Annotated in this window: 15 protein-coding genes and 1 pseudogene; 5 read left to right on the top strand and 11 right to left on the bottom strand. The window is 66.7% G+C overall.

Annotation, left to right across the window (positions count from 1 at the left end; translation table 11 throughout):
• From AXA74_RS19825 to AXA74_RS19845, 5 genes and pseudogenes are all read right to left on the bottom strand, one after another.
• Nucleotides 1-410, bottom strand: a pseudogene (locus tag AXA74_RS19825) (flagellar hook-length control protein FliK); the annotation flags it as partial.
• Nucleotides 407-757, bottom strand: a complete 351-nt coding sequence (locus tag AXA74_RS19830; protein ID WP_029581224.1) for a flagellar protein FliT — start codon at nucleotides 755-757, stop codon at nucleotides 407-409. The pseudogene AXA74_RS19825 and the gene AXA74_RS19830, both read right to left, overlap by 4 nt.
• A gap of 45 nt (nucleotides 758-802) precedes the next feature.
• Nucleotides 803-1231: a flagellar export chaperone FliS gene (gene fliS / locus AXA74_RS19835; RefSeq protein ID WP_029581223.1), complete on the bottom strand. Its 429-nt coding sequence runs from the start codon at nucleotides 1229-1231 to the stop codon at nucleotides 803-805.
• Between the two features lie 11 nt (nucleotides 1232-1242).
• A complete protein-coding gene (fliD, locus tag AXA74_RS19840) occupies nucleotides 1243-2622 on the bottom strand; it encodes a flagellar filament capping protein FliD (RefSeq protein ID WP_032971389.1) in 1380 nt (459 codons plus the stop codon).
• A gap of 134 nt (nucleotides 2623-2756) precedes the next feature.
• Complete coding sequence (locus tag AXA74_RS19845) at nucleotides 2757-3134, bottom strand: flagellar protein FlaG (RefSeq protein ID WP_029581221.1); 378 nt, start codon at nucleotides 3132-3134, stop codon at nucleotides 2757-2759.
• Between the two features lie 155 nt (nucleotides 3135-3289).
• Between AXA74_RS19845 and AXA74_RS19850 the strand changes: the two genes are divergently transcribed.
• On the top strand, nucleotides 3290-4027 hold the full coding sequence (locus tag AXA74_RS19850; RefSeq protein ID WP_029581220.1) for an IclR family transcriptional regulator: 738 nt from the start codon (nucleotides 3290-3292) through the stop codon (nucleotides 4025-4027).
• Between the two features lie 7 nt (nucleotides 4028-4034).
• Here the strand turns inward: AXA74_RS19850 and AXA74_RS19855 are convergent, their stop codons facing one another.
• From AXA74_RS19855 to AXA74_RS19870, 4 genes are read right to left on the bottom strand one after another with little or no spacing between them, the layout of a single operon-like run.
• The gene (locus AXA74_RS19855) at nucleotides 4035-5201 is read right to left on the bottom strand and encodes an acyl-CoA dehydrogenase family protein (protein WP_032979060.1); all 1167 of its coding nucleotides are present in this window, start codon (nucleotides 5199-5201) and stop codon (nucleotides 4035-4037) included.
• Nucleotides 5191-6417 carry a CaiB/BaiF CoA transferase family protein gene (locus AXA74_RS19860; protein ID WP_032971393.1) on the bottom strand — a complete coding sequence of 409 codons (1227 nt, stop codon included), beginning with the start codon at nucleotides 6415-6417 and terminating at the stop codon, nucleotides 5191-5193. Before AXA74_RS19860 ends, AXA74_RS19855 begins: the two co-directional genes overlap by 11 nt.
• Nucleotides 6414-7379 carry a Bug family tripartite tricarboxylate transporter substrate binding protein gene (locus AXA74_RS19865; RefSeq protein WP_032979058.1) on the bottom strand — a complete coding sequence of 322 codons (966 nt, stop codon included), beginning with the start codon at nucleotides 7377-7379 and terminating at the stop codon, nucleotides 6414-6416. The genes AXA74_RS19860 and AXA74_RS19865 overlap by 4 nt, the downstream gene beginning before the upstream one ends.
• A 34-nt stretch (nucleotides 7380-7413) precedes the next feature.
• On the bottom strand, nucleotides 7414-7800 hold the full coding sequence (locus tag AXA74_RS19870) for a cupin domain-containing protein (RefSeq protein ID WP_029581216.1): 387 nt from the start codon (nucleotides 7798-7800) through the stop codon (nucleotides 7414-7416).
• A gap of 161 nt (nucleotides 7801-7961) precedes the next feature.
• Between AXA74_RS19870 and folC the strand changes: the two genes are divergently transcribed.
• The 4 genes from folC (at nucleotide 7962) to purF (ending at nucleotide 12247) form a co-directional block, all read left to right on the top strand.
• Nucleotides 7962-9266, top strand: coding sequence for a bifunctional tetrahydrofolate synthase/dihydrofolate synthase (gene folC / locus AXA74_RS19875; RefSeq protein ID WP_032971403.1), 1305 nt, complete (start codon nucleotides 7962-7964; stop codon nucleotides 9264-9266).
• A 117-nt stretch (nucleotides 9267-9383) separates the two neighbouring features.
• Nucleotides 9384-10199, top strand: a complete 816-nt coding sequence (locus AXA74_RS19880) for an SPOR domain-containing protein (protein ID WP_032979056.1) — start codon at nucleotides 9384-9386, stop codon at nucleotides 10197-10199.
• Nucleotides 10196-10684 carry a CvpA family protein gene (locus AXA74_RS19885; protein ID WP_029581213.1) on the top strand — a complete coding sequence of 163 codons (489 nt, stop codon included), beginning with the start codon at nucleotides 10196-10198 and terminating at the stop codon, nucleotides 10682-10684. Before AXA74_RS19880 ends, AXA74_RS19885 begins: the two co-directional genes overlap by 4 nt.
• Before the next feature lie 42 nt (nucleotides 10685-10726).
• Complete coding sequence (gene purF, locus AXA74_RS19890) at nucleotides 10727-12247, top strand: amidophosphoribosyltransferase (RefSeq protein ID WP_029581212.1); 1521 nt, start codon at nucleotides 10727-10729, stop codon at nucleotides 12245-12247.
• A gap of 58 nt (nucleotides 12248-12305) precedes the next feature.
• On the opposite strand, the gene AXA74_RS19895 is transcribed toward purF, so the two are convergent.
• Both AXA74_RS19895 and AXA74_RS19900 read right to left on the bottom strand, forming a co-directional pair.
• Nucleotides 12306-12791, bottom strand: coding sequence for a disulfide bond formation protein B (locus tag AXA74_RS19895; protein WP_029581211.1), 486 nt, complete (start codon nucleotides 12789-12791; stop codon nucleotides 12306-12308).
• A gap of 15 nt (nucleotides 12792-12806) precedes the next feature.
• Nucleotides 12807-13520 carry a MarC family protein gene (locus AXA74_RS19900; RefSeq protein ID WP_029581210.1) on the bottom strand — a complete coding sequence of 238 codons (714 nt, stop codon included), beginning with the start codon at nucleotides 13518-13520 and terminating at the stop codon, nucleotides 12807-12809.
• Between the last annotated feature and the right edge of the window lie 4 nt (nucleotides 13521-13524).

The following is a 13524-nucleotide window of genomic DNA, read 5'->3' on the forward strand; positions in this document are numbered from 1 at the left end:
CCCGGCGGCGTCCACAGCGGCGCGCGGCCCTGGGCGGCCGGGGCGGCCTCCGGGTACTGGGCCAGCAATGACAGGATGATGCGCGCCGTCGTGCCCAGGGTGGTGGGCGCCGAGGCGGTGGTATCGCTGCGCGTGACCAGGCCCCGGGCGGCCAGGGCCAGCGCGGCGGCCGTCTTGGCATCGACCACGGCGGCCTGGCGGTCGCCGCGGGCGCCCACGCCGTCGACAGGCTGGCGCGGATCGCGGGTGGCGTTTTCGGTCTGGCCCGCGCGGGCCGCTTCGCCGGGCTGGCCGACGGCGTCGGGCCGCGCGCCGGTCAAGAGGTTGGCGTGCGCCGCCATCGTGGTGCCAAGCACCGCATCCAGGCGCTGGACCAGCACATTACCCAGGGCGGGCGGACCGATACTCATGCGCTATTCGCCTTGCCGCCATAGGTGGCCAGCAGGGATTGCTGGCGCTTCATGCGCCCCAGCAGATCGCCCAGGCGGGCCAGTTGCGGCAAGGCAAGATCCCGCACGGCGGCATCGTTTTCCAGAATGCGGACCAGCAGGTCGTACTTCATGGCGCGCGCCGCCTCGTCCAGGGGCGACCCGTTTTCCATGAAGCGCAGCTGCTCGACGAGCTCAACATATTGACGGCCCACTTCCAGCACGCGGGTCCAGTCCCCATCCTGGGCGGCTGCCAGCATATCGCCGGTCAAAGAGGCGATGTCCTGATACAAATCGAGAACGGGGGCTTGCTGCATGAGAGCCATCATGGAAGTCTCGCGGTCGAGGCGAAGGGCAAAAAGAAAAGGCGGCGTTCAGGCAGGAACGCTACTGGTCGCCGGATCCACCGAGCTTTCCCAGGCCGATGCGAGTTCCGCGAGGAGCCCGTCGGCCAGGTCGAGTTGTGCCGCGTCGGCGTGCAGATTGGCCTTGAGCAGCGTGCGCGTGATGAAGTCGTACAGCTCGGAAAGATTGGCGGCGATCTCACCGCCGGCCTCCAGGTTGAGCCCTTGTTTCAAGCCCTCGTCGACGATGCGGGTCGCCTTGGAGATTGCCTGGCCGCGCTCGGCGACGCGGCCTGCCTCCAGATGGAGGCGGGCCTGCGCGATCGCGGCGCGCGCGCCGCGGTACAACAAGGTGATGAGCCGCTCGGGAGCGGCGCTCATGACCTCGGTTTCCAGGCCGATATCCTGGTAGGAGCGGACGGAGCTGTAGCCCGTCGGGCGGCGCGCGGCATAAGTCATGGTTTACATCGCTATTTGGACGTCGACGAGCTCAGGGCGGCGAATTGCTGGGTCAGGTATTCGCTGGTGCTCTTGAGCTGCACGACCAGGGCGTCCAGCTTGACGAACTGGGCGCGATAATTGGCCATGGTCGCCTCGATCTGGGTCTCGGTCGACTCGTATTGCTTCTTCAGGGTTTCCAGCGTCTTGTTCAGACCGTCGGTGCGGGTCTTGATGGAGCCGTTGTCGCCCAGCATCTTGTCGGTCGCGTCGGCCATCTTGGCCGCCACGCCATTGGTGCCCGAGAAGACGCGCAGCACGTCGTTGGGATTGTCGTTCAGCGCCTTGTTGAACTTCTCGGTGTCGAACTTGAGCTGGCCGGTCTTGGGGTCGGTGGAGATGCCGGTCTGGCCCAGGTTCTGGACGGCGCCTTCGCCGGTCACCACATGCAGGGCCGAAGCCACGGCCGATTGGATGCTGCGCGCCGTGCCGTCGCCGGTCAGGGCGCTTTGCGTCTGCTCATCGACGTTGAAGGCAGTCAGGTCCGCGATCGTCGATTGCAGCGAGTTGTAGGCGTTGACGAAGGACTGCACCAGCGTGGTGACTTTGTTGTTGTCCTGCGAGATGGTCAGGGTGGCGCCGTTGCCGTCGGCGGGCGTGACCGCCGTCAGGTTCAGCGTAATGCCGTCGATGGCGGACGTCACGGTGTTGGTCTGGCTGACGACGGAAATGCCGTTGATGGTCAATTCCGCATTGTTGGCCGGCGTCAGGACCTTCATGGGCGAGCTGCTGTCGCTGGCGTCGTACTTCAGCGTCGCGGCCAGCTCGTCGTTGCCGGTGACGGTGATCTTGCTGACCGCGGCTTTCGTGCCTTCGGTCTTGGAGGTCACCATCAGGTAATAGTTATTGTTGCCATCGTTGACCACCGTGGCGCTCAGGCCCAGGGAGTCATCGCCGTTGATGGCCTTGACGATGCCATTGAGCGAGGTGTCCGAGCCCAGCGTGACCGACTTTTCCTGGCCGTCGATGGTGAACGTGACCGTGCCGCCCGTGCCGATGTTGTCGATGCGGCTGCTGTAGGCCTGCGTCTGCAGCGATTGGGCGGTGGCCAGCTTGGACACCTTGATGTTGTAGGTGCCCGCGGTCGCGCCCGTGCTGATGCTCGACGTCACGCCATCTCCGGTGACCTTGTTGGTCAGGATGTTCATGCCGCCCATGCCGCTCAGGGCCGAGGCGGCCTTCTGCAGCGCCTCGACGGCGCTCTGGATCTTGCCGAACGCCGAGATGCGGGTCTGGTTGCTCGTTTGCTGATTGGTGATCAGCTTCAGCCGTTGCTCTTCCGCTTCCTGCAGCTTGTCCAGCGTGTCCTGCAGCGGCAAACCTGACGAGCCGAGCGACGAGATGGTGGCCATTTTGGGTACTCCTTGCTAGCGATGCGATTCTGTCAAAGATTGATGCTGCCTTAAGGGCCGGGTAGAGGCATAAGGTCAGGCTATTTCATGCTTTATGCCGGCCTGCACCGCGATGGTGCAGGCCGGCGCGGTATTCAGGCCGTGGTTTCGACGGCGTTGCCCTGAAGTTTCACGATCATCTTGGCGATGCGGATGACCGCGTCCGAAGGGATGGTGCGCAGCACTTCACCCGTATCGGAATCCCGGACCGAGATCACGATCTTGTGCAGGTCCGGGTCCATTTCAAACTGCAGCTCGGTGGACCAGGCGCGCAACTGGCTATTGATCTCGTCCAGGGCCGACTTGGTCGTGGCGGCGGGCTGGCGCGGATCGGGCGAACCGTTGTTGTCCGTGCCCTGGCTGTCGACCGAGGCGCCCACGGGCGTGGACAGCGCGGCCGGCTCGACCGGCGGCGTGACGGCAAGACTCGGCGTCGGAACGTGCAAAGCGGGGCTGATGGGGCTGACTGCCATGATCACTCCAGCAAGCGTAGCGTCGAAAAGGTTTCTGGGTTGGGCGTCACGAATATTGGTGACGCATTCAGGTCTGCATGAAAATCTCAGCTACCATAACGGCAAACTGAATAAGAACTTTAGGCATCGCCTTTCTATTTCCTCCAGCCCTGGCAATGAGCGTCAAAACCGCCCTGCGCGTGATCGAGATCATCGAGACCTATGCCCGCGAAAAGCGGGCCTTGTCTCTGTCGGAGCTGGCCCGCCTGCTGGGTGTCCCGGTCTCCAGTTGCCTGGCCTTGATCCGCACCTTGGCCGAGCTGGGTTATCTCTATGAAACCGGGCGCCGGCAGGGGTATTACCCCACCGGGCGGCTGCTGGCCATGGCGCAGCGCATCGCGCGGGCCGACCCCGTGCTCGACCGTGTCTACCCCAGCCTGGTGGAGCTGCGCGAGGCCACCCGCGAAACCATCGTCTTCGCCAAGCTGGATGCGCTTTCCCGGGTGGTCTACCTGGAAGTGCTGGATTCGCCGCATACCATCAGATATGCGCCTGTTGCCGGCGAGTTCCGCGAAATTCACGCCAATTCGCTCGGCAAGGCCTTGATTTCTCGGCTCGATCCGGGGCAGCGCGCCGAGCTGCTGGCCCGCGCGCCTTTGACCCGCTTCAATGAGCGCACGCTGGTGGATCCGGCGCGGCTGGAAGACGACCTGCGGGCGTCGCAGCAGCGGGGCTGGTTCTCCAATATCAGCGAATCCATCCCCGATGTGGGCGCCATCGCCTGGCCGGTCAGCCTGTCGGGTGAAACCTATGCCATATCGGTGGGTGGGCCGGTCTACCGCATCGAGCCCCAGCAGCAGGCTTATGCCCGCATCCTGCGGGCCGCCTGCACCGCCCTCGAGCAGGACCGCTGAGCCGGCGCTAGTAGGACTTGGGCAGTCCCAGCACTTTTTCGGCGATAAAGCACATGATGAGCTGGGGGCTCACCGGCGCGATGCGGGGGATGTAGCTCTCGCGCAGCAGGCGCTCGACGTGATACTCCTTGGCGTAGCCCATGCCGCCCAGGGTCAGCACGGCCGTCTGGCAGGCATTGTGCCCGGCCTCGGCGGCCAGGTATTTGGCGCTATTGGCGTAGGGGGCGCAGGGTTTGCCGGCGTCATAGAGGCTGGCGGCTTTCAGGACCATGAGGTCGGCGGCCTCCAGTTGCATCCAGGCCTGGGCCAGGGGATGCTGTATGCCCTGGTTCTGGCCGATGGGCCGGCCGAACACCACTCTTTCGCCGGCGTACCGCGCGGCCCGCGCCAGGGCGGCGCGGCCGATACCCACGGCTTCGGCGGCGATCAGGATGCGTTCCGGATTCAGCCCATGCAGGATGTACTCGAAGCCTCGGCCTTCTTCGCCGATACGGTCTTCGACCGGGATGCGCAGGCCGTCGATGAACAGCATATTGGAATCCACCGCCTTGCGGCCCATCTTCTCGATCTCGCGCACCTCGACGCGCTCGCGGTCCAGATCGGTGTAGAACAGCGTCAGTCCCTGCGTGGGCTTGGCCGCCTCCGCCAGGGGCGTGGTCCGCGCCAGCAGCAGCATCTTGTCCGCCACCTGGGCGGTGGAAATCCAGATCTTGCGGCCGTGCACCACATAGTGGTCGCCCTGGCGCTCGGCGCGGGTCTGCAAATGCGTGGTGTCCAGCCCGGCATCCGGTTCGGTGACGGCGAAACAGGCTTTCTGCCGGCCGGCGATCAGGGGCGGCAGCCAGCGCTGGCGTTGCGCCGGGTTGCCGAACACCACCACGGGGTTCAGGCCGAAGATGTTCATGTGCACGGCCGAGGCGCCGGCGAAGCCCGCTCCGCTGGCGGCGATGGTCTGCATCATGAGGGCGGCCTCGGTCATGCCCAGGCCGGCGCCGCCGAACTCGGGCGGCATGGCGATGCCCAGCCAGCCGTCCTGGGCCAGCGCCGCATGGAAATCATGCGGAAAGCCGCCGGCCTGGTCCCGCTCCAGCCAATACTCATCGGGAAAACGCTCGCATACGCGCGCGACCGCGTCGCGCAGGGCCAGTTGGTCCGAAGAAAGTTCAAAGTCCATCAGTCTGTCCGTCCAGGGATGCATGTTGTGCCATCAATGCGTCGATGGTCTTTTCGTCCAGCCCCGCCTCGCGCAGCAATTCGCGGCTGTGTTCGCCCAGGCGGGGGGCGCCGCGCCGCAGCGCGGCGGGCGTGCGGGCATAGCGGCCCAGCGGCGCGGTCGTGCGCAGCCGGCCTTCGCTGGGATGCTCGACCTCCCGGATGAAGCCGGTCTGCCGCAGATGCGGATCAGCGATCAGGTCGTCGATGCCGTACAGGCGCGAAGCCGGGATATCGGCGGCTTCCAGGTCGCGCAGCCAGCTGGCGCTATCGCGTTTCCGGATCACTTCGGCCACGAAGGCATAGACCTCGTCGATATGGCGCGCGCGCTGGGTATGGTCGCGAAACCGCGGGTCGGCGGCCAGCCCGGGCTGGCCGATGAGATCAAAGAAATTGCGCCAGTGCTTGTCGTTATAGATCAGCAGGCAGATATAGCCGTCGGCCGTGGCGTAGGGGCGCCGATGGGGCGCCAGCAGGCGCGCATAGCCGGTGGGGCCCAGGGGCGGCTCGAAGCTGTGGCCGCCCAGGTGGTCGCCCAGCACCATATGGGCCATGCCTTCGAACATGGGCACTTCGATGGCCTGTCCCTGTCCGTCGGCGCGCGCCCGCAGCACGCCCGACAGCAGGGCGATGGCCACATGCAGGCCCACGCTGCGGTCGGCCAGGGTCAGCGGCGCATAGCGGGGCAGCTCGCCGCTTTGCCGCGCGGCCAGCTCGGCGATGCCGGTCTGGCCCTGGATCAGGTCGTCGTAGGCGGGGCGTCCGGCATAGGGGCCGGCCTCGCTATAACCATAGGCGCCGACATAGACGAGACGCGGGTTGCGGGCGGCCACGGTCTCATAGTCCAGTCCCAGGCGGGCCATGGCCTGGGGGCGGATGTTATAGAGCAGGGCGTCGCAGCCCTCGGCCAGCTTCAGGCAGGCCTGGCGGCCGGCGGCCTGCTTGAGGTCCAGCACGACGGAGCGCTTGTTGCGGTTCAGGTGCAGGTGGAGATGGCCCATGCCGGGATTGCGCATGGGCCCCACCGCGCGCAGGTTGTCGCCCGCCGGGGGTTCGACCTTGATGATGTCCGCCCCGAGGTCGCCCAGCACCTGGGTGGCATAGGGGCCCATGACCACCGAACTCAGATCGAGGATACGCACGCCCGCCAGGGGGCCCGGGCCTGTCTGTTGCGTCATTGTGCTTCTATGCCTGCGTCGTGGATGAGCTTGCCCCACAGGTCGCGCTGCGCGGCGACGAAGGCGGCGAAATCCTGCGGCGTGCCCGAGAAGGCATCAAAGCCCAGGCCCGCCAGCTTCTGCTTGACGGCCGGATCGCGCACGATGTCGTTGATGGCAGCGTTCAGTCGCGTCACGATGGCGGGCGGCAGGCCCGCGGGGCCGAAATAGCCATTCCAGGAGTTCAGGTCAAAATCCGCCACGCCGGCCTCCTTCATGGAGGGCAGCCCGGGCACGATGGCGCTGCGCTCGGCGGTGGAGACGGCCAGGGCCCGCAGCTGGCCCGATTGCACGAAGGGCAGGCCGGAGGCCAGGTCCGTGAACATGAAATCGACCTGGCCGCCGACCACGTCGGTCATCGCCTGCGGCGTGCCCTTGTAGGGCACGTGCAGGATGTCGATCCCGGCGCGGCGGGCCAGGGTCGCCCCGGCCACGATGCCCGTGCTGTTGCCGCTGGCATAGGTCACCTTGCCCGGATGCTTGCGCGCATAGTCCACGAGCTCTTGCACGGTCTTGTATGGGCGCTTGGGGTTGGTCACCAGGATGAAGGGCAGATTGCCGCCGCGCGCGATGGCCGTGAAATCCTTGACCGGGTCATAGGGCACCTGCTTCATGAGAAAGGGCGCGGCCGAATGCGAGGTATTGGTGGTCACGAACAGGGTGTAGCCGTCGGGCTTGGCGCGCGCGACGTAGTTGGCGGCGATAGTGGCGTTGGCGCCGGGCTTGTTCTCCACCACGATCTGCTGGCCCAGGCGGTTGCCCAGCTCCAGCGCGAAAATGCGTCCCACCGCGTCCGTGCCCGAGCCGGCCGGAAAGGGGACCACCAGGGTAATGGGCTTGCTGGGATAGGTATCGGCGGCGGCGGGCTGGCCCATGGCCGTCATGGCCAGGCACAGCGCCGCCAGAATTCGCGGCAATTTCATCGCAGGTCTCCTCTCTTTGCGGGGGGCGCGGAATTCAGCCGCGGACGACGCGGTCAGGGCGCTCTTCGTAGGGCGGGGTGTAGATGACCAGCAGGCGCGCGGGCTGCTCGCTGGTCACGGTGAACAGATGCGGGATGTCGGGCGGGAAATAACAGCAGTCGCCGGCCTGCATGTCGGCCGTCTCGTCGCCGACCTGGGCGCGCGCCGTGCCTTCGAGCAAATAGCAGACCTGCTCGATGCCCGGATGGGCGTGGGGCAGGGCGCCGCTGCCTTGCGCGATCGTGCCCAGCAGCACCTCCACATGGCGCGCGCCCACGGTCTGCGGACTGATCAGGCGCCGGTTGGTGGTTCCGGTGTGATTGGCGGGATGGTAGGCGGGCACGTCGCGCTCGCGCACCAGCCACGTTGGCTTGTCTGGCATCATGTCTCCTTGAAATTCTTGTCTGTGAAAACAGTTTCACATACGAGAAAAACATCGGCAAGCCCCGCCACCCGCGGGGCCGGCCATTCCCCTGCGGGACACCCGGGTAAGTACGGAGGTGTCCCTGCTAAAATGACGGCTGTCTTACTCTCGTGTCCGCCATGCCCTCCCGTCCCGACGCCACAGCCGGCCTTGCCGACTGGCTGCATTACCTAGAGTCCCTGCACGCCAAGACCATCGATCTCGGGCTGGAGCGCGTCAAGGCGGTGGCCGATCGCCTCGACCTGCGGCTGGACGCGGTGACCTTCACGGTGGGCGGCACCAATGGCAAAGGCTCGACTTGCGCCATGCTGGAGGCCATCCTGCTGTCGGCCGGCTACCGCGTCGGGCTCTACACCTCGCCCCACCTCATCGACTTCAACGAGCGCGCCCGTGTCAATGGCGAAATCGCCTCCGACGCCGCGCTGGTCGAGCAGTTCCAGGCCGTGGAGGCCGCGCGCGGCGACACCAGCCTGACGTATTTCGAATTCACCACGCTGGCCATCCTGCGCCTGTTCGCGCAGTCCCGTCTCGACGCGGTGGTACTCGAAGTCGGCCTGGGCGGGCGACTGGACGCGGTCAACATCATCGACGCGGATGTCGCCATCGTCACCAGCGTGGACCTCGACCATATGGATTACCTGGGCGATACGCGCGAAAAGATAGGCTTCGAGAAAGCCCACATCTATCGCGCCGGCCGGCCGGCCATCTGCAGCGATCCCGTGCCGCCGCAAAGCCTGGTCGACCACGCCAGGGCCATCGGCGCCGACCTCTGGCTCTTCGGGCGCGACTTCAATTATTCGGGCGACCGCCAGCAATGGGCCTATGGCGGACGCGAAGTGCGCCGCAGCTCGCTGGGCTATCCGGCGCTGCGCGGCGCCAACCAATTGCTCAATGCCTCGGCGGCGCTGGCCGCGCTGGAGTCGGTGCGCCTGCGCCTGCCGGTGCCGCAGCAGGCCGTGCGCCTGGGCCTGCTGCAGGCCAATCTGCCGGGCCGCTTCCAGATCCTGCCGGGCCAGCCCACGGTCATCCTGGACGTCGCGCACAATCCGCACGCCGCGGCCGTGCTGGCGCAGAACCTGGACAACATGGGGTTCCATCCCTATACGCATGCGGTGTTCGGCATGTTGAGCGACAAGGATTTGCCGGGCGTGATCGCCAAGCTGGGCAGCCGTGTCGATCACTGGTATTGCGCGGGGCTGCCGGGGCCGCGCGGCGTTGACGGCAGCACCCTGGCCGAACGGGTCGGGCAGGCGCTGCCGCCCTCGCCAGCCAGCGCCGAAGCGCCAAGCGTAACCGCCTATGACGGCCCCGCCCAGGCCTATGCCGCCGCGCGCGAAAAGGCGGGGGAGGGTGATAGAATCGTAGTGTTTGGGTCTTTCCTCACGGTTGCCGGCGTTTTGCAGGCATTGGGCCGCAAGGCATAGACAACGTACGGCCATGCCGCGACACCGCCGCCACATGCGAAGGCCCGGCGCCAGCAACCGCGGGCTTGCGCGCAGCGGGAGGGTTCCCGCCGTGCCGGCCGCCAGGATGTGAGTTCCATGGGTTTGTTCACACGCAAAGATTCCGCCTCCGAATCCTCGCCCTCCCGGCCGCGTCCGTCGGTCTCCAGCGAGGCCCAGGCGGCCGAGTTGCGGGGCCGCGCGCGGCGCCGGCTGGCAGGGGCCATCGCCCTGGTGCTGGCCGCGGTCATCGTGCTGCCCATGATGCTCGACTCCGAGCCCGTGCCGGTCTCCGACGACATCCCGGTTCGCATCCCGGACCGCAACAGTCCCTACCAGCCCAACGTCTCCGAGCCCGCGGCCACGCCGCAAGCGCCGGCGGTCCCGCCGCCGGTCGAGGGCGCGCCGTCGCCCGAGACGCAGGCCGCCGCGCAGCCGCCCGCCGCGCAGCCTCCTCATGCCGAGGCGCCGCAGGCGCCAGCCGTGCCGCCGCCCGTGGCCGCGACCACGCCGCCGCCCAAGCCGGCCGAAGCGCCCAAGCCGGCCGAAAAGCCGCCCGTGGCCAAACCGGCCGAAAAGCCCAAGACCGATACCGCCACGCGGTCCGATGACGGTGCGCGCGCCCTGGCCCTCCTCGAAGGCCGCACGCCTGCGCCGGCAGCGGCCAAGCCCGCCGCCAACGGCAACTTCGTGCTGCAGGTGGCCTCCTATACCACGCAGGCCGACGCCCAGGAGCGGCGCGGCAAACTGCACCAGGCGGGCGTGACCAACGCCTTTGTCGAACAGGCCAATATCAATGGCAAGCAGCAATACCGGCTGCGCGTGGGGCCTTTCCCCTCGCGTGAGGCGGCCCAGGCTGCCCAGGCGCGTCTGCGCACCCTGGGTTATGACAACGGCTTCATCGCTGCCCAGTGACCGGCTTCGACTTCGTCGTGATGGCGATTCTGGCCGTCTCCGGCATCTTGGGCCTGGTGCGCGGCCTGCTGAAGGAAATGCTTTCGCTGGTGGCTTATCTGCTGGCTTTCACCGCGGCGATCTGGTGGGGGCCCACGGTCTATACCTGGCTGCAGCCCTATATCGAAACCGGTGTGCTGCGCATGGGCGTGTCGTACGCGGCGGTCTTCATCATCGTGCTGCTGGCCGTGGGCCTGGTCAACATGACGCTGGGCGCGCTGATCCGCAGCACGGGGCTGTCGCCCGCCGATCATGGCCTGGGCGCCGTGTTCGGGCTGGCGCGCGGCCTGCTCATCATCGTGGTGCTGGTGGCGCTGGCCGGCTATACGCCGCTGCCCGAGGAAACCTGGTGGAAAGAGGCCATGTTCTCGCACTCGGCCACCGAGGCCGTCAAGCACCTGAAGGCCGCGCTGCCGCCATCGCTGGCAAGCTGGCTGCCGTATTGAATTACTGATTGTTTTACGTTTTATCTCTACTAGGAACTCACCATGTGTGGAATCGTCGGGGTCATCGGGCGCGGGCCGGTCAACCAGCTGCTCTATGACAGCCTGCTGTTGTTGCAGCACCGCGGCCAGGACGCCGCGGGCATCGCAACGATGCACGGCAATCACTTCAATATGTACAAGGCCCACGGCCTTGTGCGCGACGTCTTCCGCACGCGCAACATGCGGGCGCTGCCCGGCACCAGCGGGGTGGGCCAGGTGCGCTACCCGACCGCCGGTTCCAGCGCCAGCGAAGAAGAAGCCCAGCCCTTCTACGTGAATGCCCCCTTCGGCATCATGTTCGCGCACAACGGCAACCTGACCAACTGGCGCGAGCTGCGCGAGTCGCTCTATCGGGTCGACCGCCGCCACATCAATACCAATTCGGATTCCGAAGTGCTGCTCAATGTGCTGGCGCACGAGCTGCAATCGGCCGCCAGCGGCGTGTCGCTGGACGACGACGCCATCTTCCGCGCCGTCTCGGCCTTGCACAAGCGGGTGCGCGGCGCTTATGCCGTGGTGGCCCAGATCTCCGGCTACGGCCTGCTGGCCTTCCGCGATCCGCACGGCATCCGTCCGCTGTGCATCGGCCGCCAGGACACCGACGAGGGTGTCGAATGGATGGTCGCCTCCGAGTCCGTCGCCCTGGAAGGCAGCGGCTTCAGTTTCGTGCGCGATGTGCTGCCGGGCGAGGCGGTGTTCATCGATCTCGACGGCCGCCTGGCCAGCCGCCAGTGCGCCGAGAACGCCGAACTCGTGCCCTGCATTTTCGAGTACGTGTATTTCGCGCGTCCGGATTCGATGATCGACGGCGTGTCGGTCTATGATGCGCGCCTGCGCATGGGCGAATACCTGGCCGACAAGGTGGCCCGCAGCATGCGCCTGGGCGACATCGATGTGGTCATGCCCATCCCCGACTCCTCGCGTCCGGCCGCCATGCAGCTGGCCGCCCGCCTGAACCTCGACTACCGCGAAGGCCTGATCAAGAACCGCTACGTCGGCCGCACCTTCATCATGCCGGGCCAGGCGGTGCGCCGCAAATCCGTGCGCCAGAAGCTCAATGCCATCGGCATGGAGTTCAAGGGCAAGAACGTGCTGCTGGTCGACGACTCCATCGTGCGCGGCACGACCAGCCGTGAAATCGTCGACATGGCGCGCGCCGCCGGCGCCAACAAGGTGTATTTCGCCTCGGCCGCGCCTCCGGTGCGTTTCCCCAATGTGTACGGCATCGACATGCCCACCCAGAAGGAACTCATCGCCACGGGCCGCAGCGACGACGAGATCGCGCGCGCCATCGGCGCCGACGCGCTCGTCTACCAGGATCTGCAGGACATGCAGCAAGCCGTGCGCGATATCAATCCGGCGCTCAAGCGCTTCGAGGCCTCCTGCTTCGACGGCGAATACATCACCGGCGACATCACGGCCGAGTACCTGGCGCGCCTGGGCCAGTCGCGCGACTCTTCGGCCGGCGAAGAGCAGGCCGGCGGGCTGCAGTTCAACATGGGCTACGCGGCCAACGACGCCTGAGCCAGGGCCAAGCAAAAAAGCAGCCTTCGGGCTGCTTTTTTTTGGAGTGGCCCTGGCCTTACGCGCGCTTGGCCAGCGCTGCCAGCGCCATGAAAAACACGATCACGAACAGGGCCAGGCTCCAGATCGCATATTCGATACCCAGCACGCTCACCATGGCGTCCATGCAAGTGGCGAAGATGCCGAATACCGAGGGCAGGGCGCCGTCCAGGCCCGTGGCGCTCATGAAACGGTCGGCAAAGGTCTGGTCGCAGGACAGCATCTTGGCCGCCACGCTGTATTGATACCAGGCGGCGGCCACGCCGCAAGCCGCCAGCACGGCGGCCAGCAGGGCGCCCAGGCGCGCCGCCAGGGGAGGAGCCCAGGCCGCGGCCAGGGCCAGTATGCCGACGCACAGATAGATCAGGCGCTGCAGTACGCACCAGGCGCAAGGCGCCATGTCGAAGGCATATTGCGAGATCAGCGCCACGCCGATCGCGCCGAAGCAGAACAGGGCGATGAGCAGCAACAGGCGCCGGCGGGGGGAGGGGGCGTGGGCGGTCATGGGTTTGGGTCCATCCTAGGGTTTGGGCACGGCAGTGGCCAGCGCGGATTGGGCAAGCATGGCGAGCAAAAGTTCGCGCGCGCCGTCCCAGAAAATCTGCACACCCAGGCAAAGCATGATGAAGGCCGACATGCGCATGAAGACGGCCGTGCCGTTTTCGCCCAGCCGGTGCAGGATCTGCGCGGCAAAACGCAGGCAGATGTACAGCGTCAGGGACACCACCATGACGCCAGGCAGGGAGCCGCCCAGGCGCAACAGGCTGACCAGGCGGTCGTCATCGCTGAGCGAGGCGCCCACGGTGATGGCCGCCGCGATGGAGCCGGGCCCGCAGGTGATGGGAAACGTCAGCGGGTAGAAAGCGCGGGCCTGGGCGGTCTCGCTGGTGAAGGGCTCGGCCATGCGGGCCACGCGGCTGCTGTCGCCGTCCGGCGAATTGACCAGGCGCCAGGCGCTGTACATGACGAGTATGCCGCCGCCCACGCGCACGATGGCCAGCGAAATACCGAAGAAACTCAGCACGACGTTGCCGGCCACCATGGCCACGGTCAGCATGGCCGCCACGTTGATCGCCACCCGCTTGGCCAGCGCGGTGCGCGTGGCGGTGGAGGCGCCCGCTGTCATCGTCCAGAAGATGGGCGCGATGGCCGGCGGGTTCAGGAAGGGCAGCAGTGTCGCCAGCGCGAACAGGAAGCTGCGGCCCAGGATCAAGGCATAGTCGGTGTACGCCATACGC

Origin of the sequence: Bordetella hinzii LMG 13501 (assembly GCF_001548475.1) — a bacterium.
Classification (GTDB): domain Bacteria; phylum Pseudomonadota; class Gammaproteobacteria; order Burkholderiales; family Burkholderiaceae_B; genus Bordetella; species Bordetella hinzii.